General features: G+C 72.3%; 15 protein-coding genes. 4 read left to right on the top strand and 11 right to left on the bottom strand.

Going from position 1 to position 18,823, the window contains the following annotated elements; all coding sequences use genetic code 11:
- Positions 1-46: 46 nt before the first annotated feature.
- The gene (smc, locus tag LWF15_RS26100; protein ID WP_232813578.1) at positions 47-3,922 is read right to left on the bottom strand and encodes a chromosome segregation protein SMC; all 3,876 of its coding nucleotides are present in this window, start codon (positions 3,920-3,922) and stop codon (positions 47-49) included.
- A 155-nt stretch (positions 3,923-4,077) separates the two neighbouring features.
- Between smc and LWF15_RS26105 the strand changes: the two genes are divergently transcribed.
- On the top strand, positions 4,078-5,022 hold the full coding sequence (locus LWF15_RS26105; protein WP_232813579.1) for a hypothetical protein: 945 nt from the start codon (positions 4,078-4,080) through the stop codon (positions 5,020-5,022).
- A gap of 41 nt (positions 5,023-5,063) precedes the next feature.
- Positions 5,064-6,116 carry an FUSC family protein gene (locus LWF15_RS37810; RefSeq protein WP_232813580.1) on the top strand — a complete coding sequence of 351 codons (1,053 nt, stop codon included), beginning with the start codon at positions 5,064-5,066 and terminating at the stop codon, positions 6,114-6,116.
- A 51-nt stretch (positions 6,117-6,167) separates the two neighbouring features.
- On the opposite strand, the gene LWF15_RS26115 is transcribed toward LWF15_RS37810, so the two are convergent.
- A complete protein-coding gene (locus LWF15_RS26115) occupies positions 6,168-7,127 on the bottom strand; it encodes a sulfotransferase family protein (RefSeq protein ID WP_232813581.1) in 960 nt (319 codons plus the stop codon).
- A gap of 219 nt (positions 7,128-7,346) precedes the next feature.
- Between LWF15_RS26115 and LWF15_RS26120 the strand changes: the two genes are divergently transcribed.
- On the top strand, positions 7,347-8,057 hold the full coding sequence (locus tag LWF15_RS26120; RefSeq protein WP_232813582.1) for a winged helix-turn-helix domain-containing protein: 711 nt from the start codon (positions 7,347-7,349) through the stop codon (positions 8,055-8,057).
- Here the strand turns inward: LWF15_RS26120 and LWF15_RS26125 are convergent.
- The 9 genes from LWF15_RS26125 to LWF15_RS26165 form a co-directional block, all read right to left on the bottom strand.
- Positions 8,054-9,034, bottom strand: coding sequence for an Fpg/Nei family DNA glycosylase (locus LWF15_RS26125; RefSeq protein ID WP_232813583.1), 981 nt, complete (start codon positions 9,032-9,034; stop codon positions 8,054-8,056). The two genes, LWF15_RS26120 and LWF15_RS26125, sit on opposite strands and share 4 nt — an antisense overlap.
- Before the next feature lie 3 nt (positions 9,035-9,037).
- The gene (rnc, locus tag LWF15_RS26130) at positions 9,038-9,835 is read right to left on the bottom strand and encodes a ribonuclease III (protein ID WP_232813584.1); all 798 of its coding nucleotides are present in this window, start codon (positions 9,833-9,835) and stop codon (positions 9,038-9,040) included.
- Positions 9,836-9,912: 77 nt separating this feature from the next.
- Positions 9,913-10,116 (bottom strand): 50S ribosomal protein L32, encoded by a 204-nt coding sequence (gene rpmF / locus LWF15_RS26135; protein ID WP_052533759.1) that lies wholly within the window; start codon positions 10,114-10,116, stop codon positions 9,913-9,915.
- Positions 10,117-10,118: 2 nt separating this feature from the next.
- The gene (locus LWF15_RS26140) at positions 10,119-10,652 is read right to left on the bottom strand and encodes a YceD family protein (protein ID WP_232813585.1); all 534 of its coding nucleotides are present in this window, start codon (positions 10,650-10,652) and stop codon (positions 10,119-10,121) included.
- 193 nt (positions 10,653-10,845) lie between these two features.
- Positions 10,846-11,754, bottom strand: a complete 909-nt coding sequence (locus LWF15_RS26145; protein WP_232813586.1) for an ATP synthase subunit B family protein — start codon at positions 11,752-11,754, stop codon at positions 10,846-10,848.
- Positions 11,755-11,838: 84 nt separating this feature from the next.
- Positions 11,839-12,369, bottom strand: a complete 531-nt coding sequence (gene coaD, locus LWF15_RS26150; RefSeq protein WP_232813587.1) for a pantetheine-phosphate adenylyltransferase — start codon at positions 12,367-12,369, stop codon at positions 11,839-11,841.
- 357 nt (positions 12,370-12,726) lie between these two features.
- Positions 12,727-13,338: a 16S rRNA (guanine(966)-N(2))-methyltransferase RsmD gene (gene rsmD / locus LWF15_RS26155; protein ID WP_232813588.1), complete on the bottom strand. Its 612-nt coding sequence runs from the start codon at positions 13,336-13,338 to the stop codon at positions 12,727-12,729.
- Between the two features lie 61 nt (positions 13,339-13,399).
- The gene (gene recG / locus LWF15_RS26160; RefSeq protein WP_232813589.1) at positions 13,400-15,655 is read right to left on the bottom strand and encodes an ATP-dependent DNA helicase RecG; all 2,256 of its coding nucleotides are present in this window, start codon (positions 15,653-15,655) and stop codon (positions 13,400-13,402) included.
- 27 nt (positions 15,656-15,682) lie between these two features.
- Positions 15,683-17,866 (bottom strand): DAK2 domain-containing protein, encoded by a 2,184-nt coding sequence (locus LWF15_RS26165; protein ID WP_232813590.1) that lies wholly within the window; start codon positions 17,864-17,866, stop codon positions 15,683-15,685.
- A gap of 310 nt (positions 17,867-18,176) precedes the next feature.
- On the opposite strand from LWF15_RS26165, the gene rpmB reads away from it, so the two are divergent.
- Positions 18,177-18,362: a 50S ribosomal protein L28 gene (rpmB, locus tag LWF15_RS26170; RefSeq protein ID WP_231445270.1), complete on the top strand. Its 186-nt coding sequence runs from the start codon at positions 18,177-18,179 to the stop codon at positions 18,360-18,362.
- Positions 18,363-18,823: the final 461 nt, after the last annotated feature.

Raw genomic sequence — 18,823 nt, forward strand, 5'->3', positions numbered from 1 at the left:
GGCCTTCACGATGTCATGCGCGCCTCAGGCCCGCATCATGGGCGAGTCAGCCGTTGCCGGAGGCCGGGTCCACGGGCACCGCATCGAGGTCGATCACCCGGTCTGCCGTCCCGCCGGACTCTGTGTGCACACCCGCTTCCCCAGCATCACCGGCAACCTCGCCGACCCCGGCCGAAGCACTCGCCGGCGGGCGCCGCCGCCCCGAACCCGAGTCCGAATCACCGTCGTCCGACAGCCGCTGACTGATCACCGTGGTCACCCCGTCGCCCCGCATGGTGACGCCGTACAGGGCGTCGGCCACCTCCATGGTGCGCTTCTGGTGCGTGATCACGATCAGCTGCGACGACTCCCGCAGCTCCTGGAAGATCCCGATCAGCCGGCCCAGGTTGGTGTCGTCGAGCGCCGCCTCCACCTCGTCCATCACGTAGAACGGGCTCGGCCGGGCCTTGAAGATCGAGACCAGCAGGGCGACGGCGGTGAGCGAGCGCTCGCCACCGGACAGCAGCGACAGCCGCTTGACCTTCTTGCCCGGCGGGCGGGCCTCCACGTCCAGGCCCGTGGTCAGCATGTTCGAGGGGTCGGTGAGGATCAGCTTGCCCTCGCCGCCGGGGAAGAGCCGCTGGAACACCCCGACGAACTCGCGGGCGGTGTCGTTGAAGGCCTCGGTGAAGACCTCCTCCACCCGCCGGTCCACGTCCTCGATGATCTGCAGCAGGTCGCGCCGGGAGACCTTCAGGTCGTCGAGCTGCTTGTTCAGGAACGTGTGCCGTTCCTCCAGCGCCGCGAACTCCTCCAGGGCCAGCGGGTTGACCGTGCCCAGCAGGTTGAGCCCGCGCTCGGCCCGGCGCAGCCGCTTCTCCTGGGTGGCCCGGTGGTAGGGCACCGGCTCGGGCGGGGTCTCGGGCTCCGGGTCGCCCGGGGCCGGTGGGCTCGGCGGCACCAGCTGGTGCGGGCCGTACTCCTCGATCAGCACGTCCGGGTCCATGCCCAGTTCGTCGACGCTGCGCTGGCGCAGGGCGTCGATCCGCAGGCGCTGCTCGGTGCGCACCACCTCGTCGCGGTGGGCCGAGTCGATCAGCCGGGACTGCTCCGCCGCCAGCCTCTGCTCCCCCTCGCGCACCACCTGCAGCTCGGCGTTCCGGGCGTCCCGCTCGGCCTCCAGCCGCAGCCGCTCCTGCGCGGCCGTGGCCAGCGACTTCTCCAGCAGCACGAGCAGGTACTCGCCACCGGCCAGCACCGCCCGGGCAATCTGCATCTGGCGCTGCCGGCGCTCCTCCCGGGCCACCGCCCGGGCCCGGGCCGCCCGCTCCTCCGCGGCCCGGCGCAGCAGCTGCTCGGAACGACCGGCCACCGCCCGGGCCCGCTCCTCGGCGGTGCGCAGGGCCAGCCGGGCGTCGGTCTCCTCGCTCCGCAACCGCGAGGCGGCCTCGACCAGCCGGTCGCGCTCGGAGGTGTCCGGCTCCTCGTCCGCCGCCGCGGCCGCCTCGGAAGCGGCCTCCAGCTGGGCCTCCAGCTCGAACAGGGCCTCACGGGCGCTCTCGGCCGACTGCACCGCCCGCTCGCGCTGCCCCCGCAACCGCTCGACCTCGGCCTCGGCCGCCCGCGCGGTACCGGCCAGCCGACCGCGCTCGGCGGCCAGCTTTGCCTCGGCCTGGGCCCGGCGGCCCTCCAGCTCGCTGAGCCGGCCCTCGACCCGCCGCAGGTCGCCCTGGGCCTGCTTGACCGACCCCTGAAGATCACGGACCCGCTGCTGCACCTCGGTCTGCCGGTCGCGGGCCTCGCTCAGCGCCGACCCGGCGTTCTCCGCCTTCTCGGCCGCCGCCGACACCCGTTCCTCGGCCTGCTCGACCGCGGCCTGGGTCTCGATCGGGGACGGCGCGGAGGCCGACCCACCCCGCACCAACGAGGCCGAGACCAGCTCACCGGAGGTGGTGACCACCCGCAGCTCGGGCCAGAGCCGGATCAGGTCGGCCGCCGCCCGCAGGTCGGTGACCACCGCGACCCGGTGCAGCAGCCGGTCGATCGCGGCCGTGAGCTCGATCGGCTCGCGCACCAGGGCCCGGGCCCAGCGGGCGCCGGGCGGCAGGGTGGGCCAGCCGGCCGGGTCCGCGTCGGCCACCGTGCCGGTGCGCCCCGCGTTGCCGGCCGGGACCAGCACCGCCTGGCCCCCGTCCTCGGCGGCCAGGTAGTCCAGCGCGGCCAGGGCTCCGGTCAGGTCGTGCACCGCCACCGCCTCGGCGGCCGGCCCCAGGGCCGCCGCCACCGACGTCTCAAATCCGGTTTCCACAGCCAGCACCGCCGCGAGCGAACCGATCAACCCGGGCACCCGGTCCCCGGCGGCCAGCACCGCACCGGCGCCGTCCTTACGCCGCAGCCCCAGAGCCAGCGTGTCCCGGCGGGCCGCCCACTCCTTACGCTCGCCGTGCGCCTCGCGCTCGGTGTGCCGCAGTGCCTCGAGCTCCCGGTTCAGCGCGGTCAGGTCGGCCTGCGCCGCCTCCAGCGCGGCCTCGTCGGCGGCGATCCGCTCGGCCACCTGCTCGGCCTCGACCTGCAGGGCCTCGGCCTGCTCGGCCTGCGCCTGGGCCGCCCCGCCGTCGTCGGGAACCTGGGAGTCCAGCGCCGCCACGGCCGCCACGGCCTCGGAAACCCGCTGCTCGGCGTCGGTGATGGTGCCCGAGAGCCGCTCGACCGCCTCGGCCGACGCGTTCACCGTGCTGCGCTGCGCCCCGACCTTGCCGGCCAGCCGGGCCAACTGCTCACGCTGGTCGGCCGCCCGCCGGGCCTCCTCGGCCAGCCGCTGCTCCTCGGTCCGGGCCGCGCGTTCCGCCTCCCGGCGCCGGTCCTCGGCCATCAGCATCAGCTCGTTGGCGCCCTCGACCTCGGCCTGCAGCTCCTCCTCCTGCTCGCGCACGAGCGCGGCCTGGGCCTCCAGGTCCTCCGGGTCGCGCCCGGTCTGCCGCTCGTCCGGCGCCGACTCCGACAGCAGCCGCAGCCGGTCGGCGGCCAGGCTGTTGGTGCCCCGGGTGCGCTCGCGCAGCGAGGAGAGCTGGAACCAGACGTTCTGGGCGTGCGAGAGCTGCGGGGCCGCCGCGCTGGTGGCCAGCTCCAGGGCGGAGAGCCGGGCCCGGGTGTCGGTCAGCTCCTGCTCCACCGCCGAGCGCCGTTCCAGCACCGCGGCCTCGTCGGCCAACTCGGCGGCGATCTGCCCGGTCAGCGTGACCAGGTCGTCGGCCAGCAGCCGGGCCTTGGCGTCGCGGAGGTCGGCCTGCACCACCTGGGCCTTGCGGGCCACCTCGGCCTGCCGGCCCAGCGGTTTCAGCTGACGCCGGATCTCGGTGGTCAGGTCGGCCAGGCGCTGCAGGTTGCCCTGCATGGCGTCGAGCTTGCGGATCGCCTTCTCTTTGCGCTTGCGGTGCTTGAGCACCCCGGCCGCCTCCTCGATGAACGCGCGGCGTTCCTCGGGGGTGGCGTGCAGGACCGCGTCGAGCTGCCCCTGCCCGACGATCACGTGCATCTCGCGGCCGATGCCGGAGTCGGACAGCAGTTCCTGGATGTCGAGCAGGCGGCACGGGGAGCCGTTGATCGCGTACTCGCTGCCGCCGGAGCGGAACATCGTGCGCGAGATCGTGACCTCGGTGTAGTCGATCGGCAGCGCGCCGTCGGTGTTGTCGATGGTCAGGGCCACCTCGGCGCGACCCAGCGGGGGGCGGCCGGAGGTGCCGGCGAAGATGACGTCCTCCATCTTGCCGCCGCGCAGGCTCTTGGCCCCCTGCTCGCCCATCACCCAGCTCAGCGCGTCGACCACGTTCGACTTGCCCGAGCCGTTGGGACCCACCACGCAGGTGATGCCCGGCTCCAGACGCAGCGTGGTGGCGGAGGCGAACGACTTGAACCCGCGCAGGGTCAGGGTCTTCAGGTGCACGGGCGGCGCTCTCCTTGAGCTGATGCGGACGTCCCAGGGTATCCGTCGTGGCGCACCACCCCGCCGCAGTGCTGGCACACTGGGCCGCGATCGGACCGGCCCATCACCTCGGCTGCTCGCAACAGGGCGAAACCGCTTGGAGGAAGAGCCCCACCATGACCTCGGCCACTCGTTCCACCTCATCCGAAGCGCTCTCCGGCATCACCGTCCCGGACCACCCGGCCTCGCAGGTCTGTGTGGACGCACCCGGGTCGGGCCCGGGGTACTGGACCGGTGCCCCCAGTGTCTGCTTCGAGAACGGGGTGTTCTGGCTGGCCTACCGGGTCCGCCGCCCGCTGGACGCCGGTCGTGGCGTGGCGGTCACGCTCGCCCGCAGCGACGACGGCGTGAACTTCGAGACGGTGGCCTCGGTCGGGCGGGACATCTTCGGCGCCGCCTCGCTCGAGCGCCCGGCCCTGCTGACCACCGGGGACGGCGGCTGGCGGCTGTACCTGAGCTGCTCCACGCCCAACTCCAAGCACTGGTGGATCGAGGCGCTGGACGCGACCGACGTGGTCGACCTGCCCACCGGCAAGCGCACGATGGTCCTGCCCGGCGACGAGCTGACCGGGGTGAAGGACCCGGTGGTGCACCGCGACGAGAACGGCTGGCGGATGTGGGTGTGCTGCCACCCGCTCGACGACCCGGACGCCACGGACCGGATGAACTCCCGCTTCGCGACCAGCGAGGACGGGCTGACCTGGGACGTCGGCCCGGTCGCGATCGGGGGGCGGCCCGGCGCCTGGGACGCGCGTGGAGCGCGGATCACGGCGGTGACCGCGCAGGGGGATCGGCTGGTCGCCTACTACGACGGCCGGGCCACCTCGGCGGAGAACTGGTTCGAGCGCACCGGAGTGGCCCAGGGTCCGGCCCAGGGTCCCAGCGTGGGCACGTTCGCTGCGATCGGTGAGCAGCCGGTGGCCCGATCCCCCCACGGCGACCACGCCCTTAGGTACCTCGACGTGGTCGACCTGCCGGACGGTTCACGACGCCTGTACTACGAGGCGGCGCTGCCGGACGGGTCGCACGACCTGCGCACCGAGCTGGTCAAGCCGGAGTAGCCCCCACCGCGCAGGACGGCCGCCGGGTGCACCATGGACGGGTGTCAGAGCTTCACTCTTCCCCGCGGTCGATCGTGCGCAGCTGGGGTCTGACGGAGCTCCGGCCGCACGAGCACGCTCACTGGGGAGCACTGCGCGCCGTTGTCTCGGTGGGTGCGCCGGTGGCCGTCCTTCTCGCCCTCGACCGGGCCGACCTGACCTTGTTCGCCAGCTTCGGGGCCTTCAACAGCCTCTACGGCCGGCACTCGGTCTACGCCGCGCGCCTGCGTATGCAGACCGAGGCCGGGCTGTTCCTGGTCGGTGCGGTCGCTCTCGGTGTGCTGGCGGGCGCGATCGGCGGCTCCTGGCTGGCCATCACCGCCACTGCCGTCACCAGCGTCCTTGCGTACCTGGTCTCGCGCTGGCGGCATTGGGTGCCCCCGGGAGCTCTCTTCCCGGTGTTCGCCGTGAGCGCGTGCTCGGCACATCACCAGTCATGGAACATGCTGCCGGTCGCTGTAGGGGTGAGTGCCGCTGCCGCGGTCTTCGCAGTGCTCGTAGGTCAGACCGGGCAGCTGTTCCCGGCCGGGCGCGAACGGCAGAAGCACGCGGCCCGGCCACTGCTCAGCCGGGCCGAGCTCTTCGGCTCCGAAGGTGTACGGGGCGATCTGATCGTCTACGCGGCTGCCCCGGTGGTCGCCGGAGCGACTGCGCTGACCGCCGGGGGCGCACATCCCTACTGGGCAATGGTTTCGGCGGTGGTCCCGCTGACCGGGCCGAGCAGTACGCAGCGGATCGCCCGTGCCATGCACCGGATCTGGGGCACGCTGGCCGGGGTGCTCCTGAGCGTCGCGATCCTCTCGTTCGACCCAGGGGTGGTGACAACCCTCGTCCTAGCCCTGATCGCCCAGACCTGGGCCGAACTGTTCGTGGCCCGCAACTACGGTCTGGCGGTTGTCGGGATCACTCCCCTGGCGCTGCTGATGCAGCACCTGGCGGTGGAGAGCGACCCCTTCGCCACCGCCGGCGACCGCCTGGCCGAAACCGCGCTGGGGCTGGCCGTCGCCGTCGTCCTCATTCTGCTCACCCGACGGCGACCAAAAGCCCAGATTTAAGACGTCGGTGAGCACGGACGTCCGTAAGTCGCCTTGGTGGGTGGGGGCTACTCAACTCTCGGTCGCCGAAGGGGCGAACTGCCCCCTCGACGTGGTTCCCATCCAGTCGGAGAACGACTGCCCGGCGAGCTCGTTGAGCAGGGCGTTGTCTTCCCGGTACGCCTCGACCAGACGCATCCGCACCGACGCGTCGAGCACCGGCCGGCGGGCGCCGCCCTTCTGCAGGTAACGCAGGAGGGGCTCACTCACCTGCCGCCACACCTGCGGCGGTAGGTAGGCACCGGCGGCGGCGCCGGCCCGGACCACCCGGGACAGTGCTTCGGTGCGGCGGCCGGGAGGCACGTAGGAACGGGAGTTCTCGCGGGCGGGCTGCTCGATCTGGCCCGGCTCGACCCCGAGGAAGGCGCAGACCTTGCCCAGCGCCGCCTCGGGCGTCTCGACCAGGTCGCGGTAACGCAGCACGTGCACCTGGTCACGGCCGAACAGTTCGATCAGGTCGCGCAGTTGTTCGCCGTACAGACCGAGCCGGCGGTAGTGCCAGAACGGCGCCCAGCCGGCCGCGACCCGCTCGTCCTCGGCGGCCCAGGCCTCGGCGAAGTCGGCGATCGGTTCCAGGCCGTCCGAGCGCAGGTGCATCCAGTTGGAGTACGCCCGGTCGATCGGGTCGCGCAGCACCACCAGGAGTCTGGCGTGCGGCACGTCGGCGGCGATGCGGCGCTGGGCCTGCCGGTCGTACAGGTAGAACGGCGTGCTCTCGCCCTTGAGCGTGCCGGCCGGCGCCACGTCGAACAGCGCCTCGTACTCACCGCGCCGCCACACCCACTCCTGCGCGCTGTGCGCGTCTCCCGGCCCCCGCTGCTGCGAGCGGGGCGGCGGCCGCCCGTCGCACATGTAGAACTTCGGCTCCTTGACCGCCGACAGGAACAGCTGCGGATGCTGCGCCAACGCGGCGTGCAGGGCAGTGGTGCCGGCCTTCGGTGCGCCGAGCAGAAAGAAATCGGGCAGAGCCATCTCAACGCCTCCGGGGTCAGGATCAGAGAAATTCTAGACCAATCCGATAGAGTTACTTGTAGAGCGGCCGAATGAGTGCTTCACTCGATCTCATGAGTTATTGACCTCGTAGCTGATCTGGGCCGACGCCCGCGAATGACAACCGGCCGGGCTCCGGCCGGGAGGTGTTCCAGGCGTCGCGGGCGGTGCTTTGCTGATCTACGCGACCGGAGCTTCTCAATGCTGACCTCACCGGGAACAGATGCCAATCGAGCCGACCCCTCCCCGCAGGCTGGGCTGGTCGTGCGGCTCAGTGTGCCGGGCGCCACGGCCGACGGCCGGCGAGGCGGGCGCGAGGTGAGCGCCGACGGGCAGAGCCCCCGCGCCACCCAGCCGGGCCCCGACCTGCGCGGGATCGCCCGGGCGGTCGAGGATCTGGTGCACGCGGTGGCGCCGGACGTGGTCACCAGCGTCGAGATCGAACTGCGCGAGCCGGCCCGTCCCACCCGCCCGGTCTCCGCCCCCGGCTCGGCCGGCACCCCGGTGAGCAGCCCGGCCAACGGGTCGGCGAGTTCACTCGTGGGCCAACGGCGTTGGGGTACCCCGAACGAGGAGACGGCCGCGGTCACCGCGCTGGCCCCGGTTCCGGCGGCCACCCCGCGAGCTCCGGGTTCGGGCGAGCCGTTCGACGTGGACACCACGCGCCGCACGCTCGAACTCGACGGTGAGCCGGTCGAGCTCACCCGTCGCGAGTTCGACCTCCTGGCCTTTCTCGAACGGCACCGGGGTCAGGCCCTGGGCCGTGACGAGCTGATGCGGGCGGTGTGGCACACCGGCTACATATCCGGCGACCGCACCATCGACGTGCACGTGCGGCGGCTGCGGGTGAAGCTCGGCCGGCACGCCGACCGCCTGGTCACGCTGCGCGGCTACGGCTACCGGCTGGACTAGCGGGCGTTGCGGGGCCGGGGCTGGCACTTGGGGCAGAAGAACGACGAGCGGTTCATGAAGCTCTCCCGCCGGACCGGGCCACCGCATCGGTGACAGGCCTCGCCCTCGCGCCCGTAGACGTCCAAACCCCGCTCGAAGTAACCGCTCTGGCCGTTCACGTCGACGTACAGACTGTCGAAGCTGGTGCCGCCCTGGGCCAGTGCCTCGCGCATCACGTCCTGGGCGTGGGCCAGCAGCCGGTTCAGGGTGGGCCGGTTCAGCGTCTCGGTGGGCCGCGCGTAGTGCAGCCGGGCCCGCCAGAGCGCCTCGTCGGCGTAGATGTTGCCGATGCCCGAGATCAGCGTCTGGTCGAGAAGGGCCCGCTTCAGGCCGGTCTCGCGGCGGCGCAGACGGGCCGCCAGCAGGTCCACGTCCAGCACCGGATCCAGAGCATCGCGGGCGATGTGGGCCACCGGCACCGGGATCAGCGCCTGTTCGGCCGCGTACTCCCCCTCGACCGGGCCTTCACCCACGGGTTCTTCCGGCCGCCCGACCGGCAGTTCACCGTCGTCGGCCGGCACCCCGCCCAGACCACCCGGCCCACCGTCCGGTGTCTTGACCATCTCGACCACGGCCAGGCCGCCGAACATGCGCTGGTCGACGAACCGCAGCTCCCGCCCGGTACCGCCACGCATCCCCAGGCGCACCCGAAGATGCTTCTCGTCCGGGGCGTCCGGCGCCTCGAGCAGCAACTGGCCGCTCATCCCGAGATGGGCCAGCAGGGCCTCGCCCGAGTCGAGAGTCAGCCAGAGGAACTTGCCGCGGCGCACCGCGTCGAGCACGGTGACCCCGCTGAGCCGGGCCACGAAGTCGTCGATGCCGGCCTCGTGCCGGCGCACCGGGCGCGGGTGCAGCACCTCGACGTCGTCGATGGTGGCGCCGATCGTCCAGCGGGCCAGCCCGCGCCGCACCACCTCGACCTCGGGCAGTTCCGGCACCGCTCAGCCGTTCTGGTTCTTCGGGTCGCCGTCCGGCTTCCCGTCGGCCTTCTCGGCGGCGGCCTTCTCGGCCCGTTCGGCGGTGAGCCGGCCGAACGCGGCGGCGGCAGCCTCCTGCTCGGCCTCCTTCTTGGAGCGCCCACTGCCCTCGCCCCGCCCGATGCCCTGCACCAGGGCCGAGGCGTGGAAGATCTTGGCGTGGTCGGGGCCTTCCTCGGTGACCGCGTACTCCGGCACCCCGAGCCCCTCCATCGCGGTGAGCTCCTGCAGGCTGGTCTTCCAGTCGAGGCCGGCGCCGAGTTCCGCGCTGGTGGCCAGCAACGGGTCGACCAGGCGGTGCACGAGCAGGCTCGCCACCTCCATGCCGGACTCCAGGTAGACCGCGCCGATCAGGGCCTCCACGGTGTCGGCGAGGATGGACGACTTGTCGCGCCCACCACTGGCCTCCTCACCGCGGCCCAGCATCAGGTACTGGCCCAGGTCGAGACGGCGGCCGACACCGGCCAGCGCCCGCATGTTGACCACCGCGGCGCGCAGCTTGGCCAGCTGCCCCTCGGCCAGGTCGGGATGACGGCGGTACAGGGCCGAGGTCACGACCAGGCCCAGCACGGAGTCGCCCAGGAACTCCAGCCGCTCGTTGGTCGGCAGCCCACCATTCTCGTACGCGTACGAGCGGTGGGTCAGCGCCTGGAACAGCAGGCCATGACTGACCTGGACGCCGAGGACCTCGACAAGCTTCAGATGCTTGGCGAGCGCCTCGGCGTCCAGGCCGTCGGGCAGTGCGTCGTCGGGGTCAGTCACAGCTACGTGGGCTTCCTGACCTGACGGGGGAACGACAGCTCCCTCGTCAGACGCCTGCCCGGCCGTCATGCTCAGACTCAGAGGTCCTTGACCTTGCGACCCTTGTACTCGAGGTACAGCGGGGTGCCGGCGGAGTCGGTGACGACGCGCGCCTGGTGCGGCCGGGAGTAGGTGGTGGTGCCACCCGACGTCGTGGCGGTGAGCGCCGTCGGCGTCGCCTTCCACTGCGCCCGGCGGGACCGCGTGTTGCTGCGGGACATCTTCCGCTTCGGAACGGCCACGCCTAGCTCTCCTTCGTTTCGTCCGGGCCGCCCACCGTGGACGGGCCGGAATCTTCCTGAGGCATCCCATCGGTCAGGATGCCCTGGAGCGCCGACCACCGGGGGTCGGTCACCTCGTGACTGTGGCCCGGGTCGTCTGCCAGCCGCGCCCCGCACTCGGAGCACAGACCTGGGCAGTCTTCCCGGCAGACCGGCTGGAACGGCAGTTCGGAAACCACCGCGTCGCGCAGGGCGGGCTCGAGGTCGATCATCTCGTCCTCGAGTTCCTGCCGGTCCTCGTCCTGGTCCTCGGCGACCCGGTTCTCGGGGTAGCTGTACAGCTCCCCGATCCGGACCTCCAGTTCCAGCCGGACCTCGTCCAGGCAGCGGATGCACTCACCCACCGCCGTGGCCGAGACCGTGCCGCTGACCAGCACACCCTCCATCACCGCCTCGAGCCGGAGATCCAGCTCGACGTCGGAGCCCTCTGGGACGCCGATCACCTCGGTGCCGAGCTCGGCCGGGGCCGGGACGGTCCGCTTGACCTTTCGCATCATGCCCGGGCGCCGGCCGAGTTCCCGGGTGTCGAGAACGTAGGGCGATCGGGCGTTCAGACGAATGGTGCACTCCTTACAAGCACAGAACGGACGCGTCCGGCCCTGGGTGGTGGGACCTCCGGGAGGAGGTACCGCGCACCCGACCGGGCCGACACAGTAAGACCAGCTCGCAAGGCTACTTCAGGTCGTGGCCTTATCCCAAACCGGAACGCTCGGCGGCGCGCTCGATCGCGGTCAGGTCGAGCACCCGTCTCTCCGGGCCGGTGGCCAGACCAGTACCGATACCGGCCGGGACGCGCGGTTGCGGGTTCTCTTCGGAACTACCTGAGGACGCGGGTGGGCCAGTGAGATCGGCACCGGCAGTGTCGGGGGTGTCACCTTCGGGGACGGCCGGTTCCGGCTCGTCCGGTGCCGGCCCCTGGGCCCCGCCCGGTGCCCCGGCCCGGTCGACCTCGGCCTGGTTCTCGCGTTCCTGGTCGTACGCGTCCTCGGAGGCCACGGCGACCTGTTCGTACTGGTCGTAGGCCTCGTCCCGGGAGCGCGCCGGGCGCCACTGCTCCTCCTCGGGCTCGCGCTCCACGGCCTGCTCGTACTCGGCCTGCACGTCGCGGCCCTCCGGATCGGCCTCGTCCGGCAGCGGGTCGAGGTAGTCCAGCTCGCTCCGGTCGCGCAGCCGGTCCCGCCCGCGGCGCACCTGCCCGAGCGTGCGGTGCAGGTCGTCCTCCAGCGCAGCGAGCCGGTTGTCGCAGTACAGGTCACACTCGCGCAGCAGGCGGGCGGCCTCCGCGCGGGCGGCGTCGAGGATCTGCTCCGAGCGCGCCCGGGCACTGGCCACCAGCGCCGTCTCCATGATCATCCGCTCGGCGTCGGCCTGCGCCTGGGCCAGCAGCTGCTCCGCCTCGGTCTCGGCCCGGGAGATCACCTCCTGGTGCGCGACCAGCAGCTCGGCCGCCTGGTCGAGCTCCACCGGCAGCTCGGCGCGGGCCCGTTCCACCAGGGCCAGCATCTCGGCGCGGTTGACCATGCAGGACGCCGAGAGGGGCACCGACGAAGCCCGCTCCACCATCGCGCCCATTGCGTCCAAGGTTCGGCGAAGACTCACCGATGACCTCCCTCCACCGCTTCGGTCCGATGCGGGAGGAAGTGGCTAATTAACTCAGAGTAACCGTAGGGTTACGCGAAGTGCTTAACCGGCCGCATCGGGCTGACCGTTTTCAGTCTGACCAACCCGTCCGACTCGTGCCAGGAGGCGCGCCAGGACATGCTCCGGGACAAGACCGGACACGTCGCCCCCGTGCGCGGCGACTTCCTTGATCAAACTACTCGAAACGTGCTCGAACCTGGGCTCACCGGGCAGAAAGACCGTCTCGACCTCGCTGAGGTGCCGGTTCATCAGGGCCATCGGCAGTTCGTAGGCGAAGTCGGTGCCGCCCCGCAGGCCCTTGACGATCGCCCCGGCGCCGACCTGGCGGCAGAAGTCGACCAGCAGACCACCCTCGACCGTGGCCACCGTCACGTTGGTGATCCCGTCCAGGCTCTGCCGGATCAGCTCGACCCGCTCGGCCACGGTGAACATGGACCGCTTGGCCGGGTTGCCCGCCACCGCCACGATCACCTCGTCGAAGAGGACCCCGGCCCGGCGGATGACGTCGAGGTGCCCGTTGGTCACCGGATCGAAACTGCCGGGGCACACGCAGCGGCGAGTCAGACGAGTCACAGGAGTGACGGTAGCCGGTCGGCCCGCCGCTCAACTGCGGCCCGGTTCACGCCGCCACCCGGTTCACGCCGCCACCCATCTCACGCCGCCACCCATCTCACGCCGCCACCCGGTTCACGCCGCCACCCGGTTCACGCCAGCGTCGGACCCACTTCACCGGCCTCCCGTCACGCCCGCACGTCAGGCCCCCGCATCACCCGGCCGGATTCACTCGACCACCGGGCCGCCTCCACCGCCCAACTCACGCCGCTGCCGGCTCCCGCCGCCGGACTCACCTCACCGCACTCACCCCCCGGCCTCCTGTCACGCCCGCACGTCAGGCCCCCACATCACCCGGCCGGATTCACCCGGCCGGATTCACTCGGCCACCGGGCCCCCTCCACCACCAGACTCATGCCCCGGCCCGGTCTCCGGATCCCACACCGCCTGCCACACCGCGGTCTCGCCGTAGCGTCGCAGCGCCTCGCGGAACATGCCCTTGGGCCACTCCGGCTCGGGCGAGCGGCCGCTGCGCTCCAGCACCACCGTGGCTTCCTGAGCCAGCCACCCCCGCTCGGCCAGCGAGGTGAGCATCGCCCCGAGTCCGGCCTCGTCCAGGGGGTACGGCGGATCGGCGAGCACCAGGTCGACCGGCGTCACCGACCGACTCTCGAGGAACTTCTGCACGGGCGAGAGCACCACCGAGGCCTGCGTGAACTTGAGCGTGGCCACGTTCGTGCGGGCCGCCTCGACCGCCGGGCGGCCCGCGTCGACCAGCACCGCCGAGGCCGCACCCCGGCTCATCGCCTCCAGCCCCAGCGCCCCCGACCCGCAGAACAGGTCGAGCACCCGGGCGCCCTCGATCAGACCGCGGGCCTCCAGTGCCCCGAACAGCGCCTCGCGCACCCGGTCGCTGGTGGGGCGGGTGGCGTCGCCCTTGGGCGCGAGCAGGCGCCGGCCGCCGGCCGAGCCGGAGATGATGCGGGTCATGCGTCTTCCTGAGGTTGTAAGGACTGGACGGACGCAGGGCGGGTCCCGCTCACGCGGCGCCTCACCCCTTGTCCAGGAAGGCGGCCCGGTCGGAACCGACCCACGGACGCAACGCCTCGATCAACTCGGGATACCCGCGCAGCCGCACGTCCTCGTCCAGAAGCAGGGTCGCCTCTTCCCGGGCCACCGCGATCACCTTCTCGTCGCGCAGCACCCGCAGGAGTTTCAGCGAGCTGCCGACCCCGGACTGCCGGGAGCCGAGCACGTCGCCCTCCCGCCGGGTCTCCAGGTCGATGCGGGCCAGCTCGAAGCCGTCCCGCGTGCTCGCCACCGCCTGCAGCCGCTCGCGTGAGACCCCCGCCCCGGCGTCGGTGAGCAGCAGGCAGATGCCCGGTGCCCGGCCCCGGCCGACCCGGCCGCGCAGCTGGTGCAGCTGCGAGACGCCGAAGCGGTCGGCGTCGGTGATCACCATCGCGGTGGCGTTCGGCACGTCCACCCCGACCTCGATCACCGTGGTGGCGACCAGCACGTGGATCTCGTTGGCGGCGAAGCGGCGCATCACCTCTTCCCGCTCGTCGGCGGGCATGCGGCCGTGCAGCATCTCGATCACCAGGCCGTCGAGCTCGGGCTGCACCCGCAGCGCGGCCAGCACGTCGAGCACGGCGGCGGCCGGGCGCCGCTCCTCGCCCAGCTTCAGGTCGAACGTGGCCGCCTCGGCGTCGGAGACGACGTGCAGCCCCTCCTCGGCGACGAACTCCTCCTCCACCTCGTCGGAGCCGATCCGCGCACAGACCACGTAGGCCTGGTGCCCGGCCCGGCACTCCTCGGCGACCCGCTGCCAGGTCCGGGTGAGCCAGCGCTCGTCGCGGGCCGGCACCACGTGGGTGACGATCTCGCTGCGCCCGGCCGGGAGCTGGTCGAGCACCGAGGTCTCCAGGTCGCCGAACACCGTCATGGCCACCGTGCGCGGGATCGGCGTGGCCGTCATCACCAGCAGGTGCGGGGTGTTCTCGCCCTTGCGCCGCAACGCGTCCCGCTGCTCCACCCCGAACCGGTGCTGCTCGTCGACCACCACCAGGCCCAGGTCGGAGAACTGCACCGTCTCCTGGATCAGGGCGTGCGTGCCGACCACGATGCCGGCCTCGCCGGAGGCCGCCTCGAGCAGCGCCTTCCGCCGGGCCGCGGTGTTCATCGAGCCGGTGAGCAGGGTGACCCGGGTGCCGCGCTCGTGCCCGCCGAGCAGACCGCCCCCGGCCAGGTCGCCGAGCATCGCGGTCATCGAGCGGTGGTGCTGCATGGCCAGCACCTCGGTGGGGGCCAGCAGCGCGGCCTGACCGCCGGAGTCGACCACCCGGGCCATCGCCCGCAGCGCCACCAGCGTCTTGCCCGAGCCCACCTCACCCTGCAGCAGCCGGTGCATCGGGTACTCCTGGCCCAGGTCGGCGGCGATCTCCTCGCCCACCTTCTTCTGGCCCTCGGTGAGCTCGAACGGCAGCCGCTCGTCGAGCGCGTCGAGGAAGCCGCCGGACACGTAGGGCCGCGGGGTGGCCTGCTGGCGCCGGTCGACCGCCTTCCGCCAGACCAGCAGCGACTGCAGGATGAAGGCCTCCTCGAACTTCAGCCGCCGCTGGGCCGCGGCCAGCTGGGCCCGGTCGCCCGGACGGTGGATCTGGCGCAGCGCGGAGGTCAGGTCGATCAGGCCGAGCTTCATCCGGACCTTGGCCGGGACCGGATCGGGCAGGTGCGCCGGCAGGGTGTCGAGGATCGGCCGCAGCGAGTCACGGATCTTGTTCGAGGGGAACCGGCCGGTGGCCGGGTAGATCGGCAGCGGCATCTCCAGCCGCTCCTGCAGCTTCGCCTCGTCGTTGCCGGTCTCCTCGTCGAGCAGCTCGTACATCGGCTGGGCGAGCTGCTTGCCGTCCCGGTACCGCGAGACCTTGCCGCTGAACAGGGCCCGCCGGCCGACCTTCAGCTCTTTCTGCGGCTTGTGCACGTTGTTGAAGAAGGTCAGGTCGAGCATGCCGTGGCCGTCGGTCACCACCACGTTCATGATCTTGCCGCGCCGGGTCTTCATCTCCCGCACGTCGACCTTCTTGACCTCGGCGACCAGGCTGACCGGCTCGTCCTCGGGCAGCGAGTCGATCGGGGTGAGCTCGCCCAGTTCCATGTAGCGCCGCGGGTAGTGGCGCAGCAGGTCGCCCACCGTCTCCAGACCCAGCTCGCGGGCCAGCGCGTTGGCGGTACGCGCACCCAGCACCTTGACCAGAGGTTCTCTGAGTCGTTCCGGCATCGATTCGGTCGGCCCGGCCGTCGCCATCGCGTGCTCACCCCTGTCCGCGTGTGTCTACTCCACCCCGATCAGCAGCGGGTACCGGGGCTGACCGCCGTCGACGACGTTCACCTCCAGGCCCCGGCCGAGACCACGGGCGTGCGCCGCAACCGTGCGCGCAAGGGCATCATGCCCGCCGGCACCGACAACGATGGTGACCAGCTCCCCGCCCGAGGCCAGCAGCCGGTCCAGCACCTCGACCGCGACGGCGGCCAGGTCCTGGCCGATCACCACGAAGTCACCGTCGAGCACGCCCAGCGCGTCCCCGATCCTGCACTCCCCCGCGCTGGTGAGTCCATTCCGCCCGGCCACCGTCACCGCGCCGTCGCGGGCCGCGCCGGCCGCGGCCGACATCGACACCACGTCGTCGTCGAAGCGCCGCTCCCGATCGTGCACGGCGGCCGCGGCGAGCCCCTGCACCTGGGCCCGGGTGGGGATCACGGTGACCCGTACCCCCTCGGCCCGGGCCGAGGCCGCGGCGATCCGGGCGACGCTGAGGGTGTCGGCGTCGTTGGGCAGGACCGCCACGTCGGTGGCCCGGGTGCGGTGGATGGCAGCGAGGATGGCGGCGGTGGAAGGACGGCGCCCGGGACCGCCGGCCACGACGGTGGCCCCGGTGCTCTCGAACAACTCGGCCAGGCCGGGTCCGGCCGCGCAGGCGACCAGACCGGTGGAGCGAGTGCGGTGCGGCGGCCGGGCCGCGCCCGCGGTGGCCTGGGCGGCCAGATGGGTGATCCGGATCTGCCGGGGACGGCCGGCGGCGATCGCGGACTCGACCGCGGCCCCGGCGTCGGCCACGTGCACGTGGACCTGCCACAGGTCGGGGCCGCCGACGATGACCAGCGAGTCGCCCAACCGGTCCAGGCGCTCGCGCAGCTCGTCCACCCGCGCGTCGCCGTCCTGCGGGTCGGTGTCCAGCAGGAACATCAGCTCGTAGAGGTCTGCGGCCGGGCTTTCGGGCTTGAGGACCGGGGGTACCTCCCGGCCCCCCAGGGGCTGGGGGACGGCGCGCCTCTCGGTCGCGATCGGCGGCCCGGGCAGGGGGTCGGGTAGCGCAACGGTGAGCGCGTCGAGCGGCTGTGACAGCGCTTCGGTCGCGGCTCCTTCGCCGGCCACCGACTGACGGTGGGCGGTTCGCCCGACCCTGGCACCGGCGTCTTTAGGTTCGGAGACCGCAGCCCAGCCCTCGCGCCCGCTCCCCCGGCCGCGCGTGTGCCGCCGTCCTGCTCCGGCGCCGGCAGGCACCGCCGGGACCGTGTGCGCCGGCTGGGCAAGTGGCATTGGCTGCATCTGGTGAGCTGCTAGCACCGGATGGCCCGGCTGCACCGAGTGCGCCGACTGAACCTGCTCCCCGGCCGGAACCGGATGCCCCGCCCGCGCGGCATGCCCTGCCTGACCTGAGTGCCCAGCCCGAGCCGACATGGCTGGCCCACCCCAGGACTGACCGGCCAGCACCGGCACCCCTACCGCCGGAGTGAGCGGAGCGACCGCCGTGACCCCGTGGCAGGAGGCGAAGTCGAGCGCCGGCAGGTTGGCCGGACGACGGCGGCGCCGGTTCGGCCGATGGTGGGTGTGATCGGCGAGCACGACCTCGGCCAGCGCATCGAGCAGCACGACCAGCCCGCGCCCGCCCGCATCGACCACTCCGGCGGCAGCCAGCTCGGGCAGCTGAACGGGGGTGTAGGCCAACGCCAGCTGCGCCGCCTCGGCCGCCGCACTGACCACGGCCTCCAGGTCGGCCCCGAACTCGGACCCGGCAGCCGCCTGGGCGGCCTGGGCCGCCGCCCGGCTGACCGACAGGATGGTGCCCTCGACCGGATGGTGCACGGCCTTCCAGGCCTGCTCGTCGGCCCGGCGGAAGCACTCGACCGCGGTCTGGGCCGTGAGTTCGGTGTTCTCGGCGAGCACCTGCGCCCACCCCCGCAGCAGCTGCGCCCCGATGACGCCGGAGTTGCCCCGGGCACCCAGCAGGGCTCCGCGGGCGAAGGCGTCGGCCACCGCCGCGACCGGCGCGTCGGCCGGGAGGGTCTGCGCCGAGGCCACCGCCGCCTCGAGGGTCAGGTACAGGTTGGTGCCGGTGTCGCCGTCCGGCACCGGGAAGACGTTGAGGGCGTCGATCTCCTCGCGGGCATCGGCGAGCGCCGCCAGCGCGGCCATCGCCCAACGCCGCGCCGCCGGTGGGTCGAGAACGCTCAGCACCGCATTCCTCCCTCACCCGTGGGACCGGCAGGTCAGCCATCCTCCGCGGACAGTATCCGCCGCCCAGCCACACCTGCCATTCATGTGGCGTTCACCCGCTCTCGACACAGTCTGCCCGGCTTCGTCACCCCCGGGACGCCGGCCGGCCCCGGCTCGGTAGGCTCCGGTTTGGGCTGGGGCTTCTCGTTCGGCTACTCTGCTCATCGAGCGTGGTAGGTCATCGCTGCCTGCGGCTGCCCCCGGCATAACCCGGGCCAGCAGATCCGACCGCCCGCAACCAAGCATCAGTTCGATATCTCAGGAGATCAACGTGGCCGCCAACTGCGACGTTTGCCAGAAGGGGCCGGGCTTCGGCTTCAGCGTCTCGCACTCGCACCGCCGTACGAAGCGTCGCTGGAACCCGAACATCCAGCGCGTCCGTACCACCATCGGCGGTACGCCGCAGCGCATCAACGTCTGCACCTCCTGCCTGAAGGCGGGCAAGGTCAGCCGCTGACCCGCCACTGAACGTCACGACCGCCGGGAGCCTTCGGGCCTCCCGGCGGTCGTCGTTTTGCCCGGCCCGAAGGATGCCGGTCGCACCCAACGGGCTCAGAGAACCCGATGGAGCCAAGGACCTCACCATGCGTCCAGCTCAGATCACCCTGAGCACCCGTAGGGAGGAGAGGGAGTTTCTCGAGAGAACACTTGGGCGTCCAAGTGTTCTCTCGAGAAACTCCCTCCATCCCCTGCGATCACCCTCAGCTACAGACACTCACCGCGCGAAGGGCTCGTTCCCGTAGCCAACGCTGGTCGATGGCGGCCGAGGACGTGCTGGTGGGTGGCGGTCCGGGGCGTGGCGGCCAGTTGTGGCCCAGGGGCAGGGCGACCGGAGTGGCCCCGGGCGTGGCGGCCGGTTGCGGCCCAGGACATGCGGCCGGTTGCGGCCCAGGACATGCGGCCGGTTGCGGCCCAGGA

Source organism: Kineosporia rhizophila (assembly GCF_021277265.1).
GTDB lineage: Bacteria > Actinomycetota > Actinomycetes > Actinomycetales > Kineosporiaceae > Kineosporia > Kineosporia rhizophila.

Excerpts from the sequence above, each read along its gene's own strand:
- rsmD (WP_232813588.1), bottom strand. The coding sequence starts at position 13,338 with ATGACCCGCATCATCTCCGGCTCGGCCGGCGGCCGGCGCCTGCTCGCG.
- LWF15_RS26120 (WP_232813582.1), top strand. The coding sequence starts at position 7,347 with ATGCTGACCTCACCGGGAACAGATGCCAATCGAGCCGACCCCTCCCCG.
- recG (WP_232813589.1), bottom strand. The coding sequence starts at position 15,655 with ATGGCGACGGCCGGGCCGACCGAATCGATGCCGGAACGACTCAGAGAA.
- LWF15_RS26115 (WP_232813581.1), bottom strand. The coding sequence starts at position 7,127 with ATGGCTCTGCCCGATTTCTTTCTGCTCGGCGCACCGAAGGCCGGCACC.
- LWF15_RS26105 (WP_232813579.1), top strand. The coding sequence starts at position 4,078 with ATGACCTCGGCCACTCGTTCCACCTCATCCGAAGCGCTCTCCGGCATC.
- LWF15_RS26140 (WP_232813585.1), bottom strand. The coding sequence starts at position 10,652 with ATGATGCGAAAGGTCAAGCGGACCGTCCCGGCCCCGGCCGAGCTCGGC.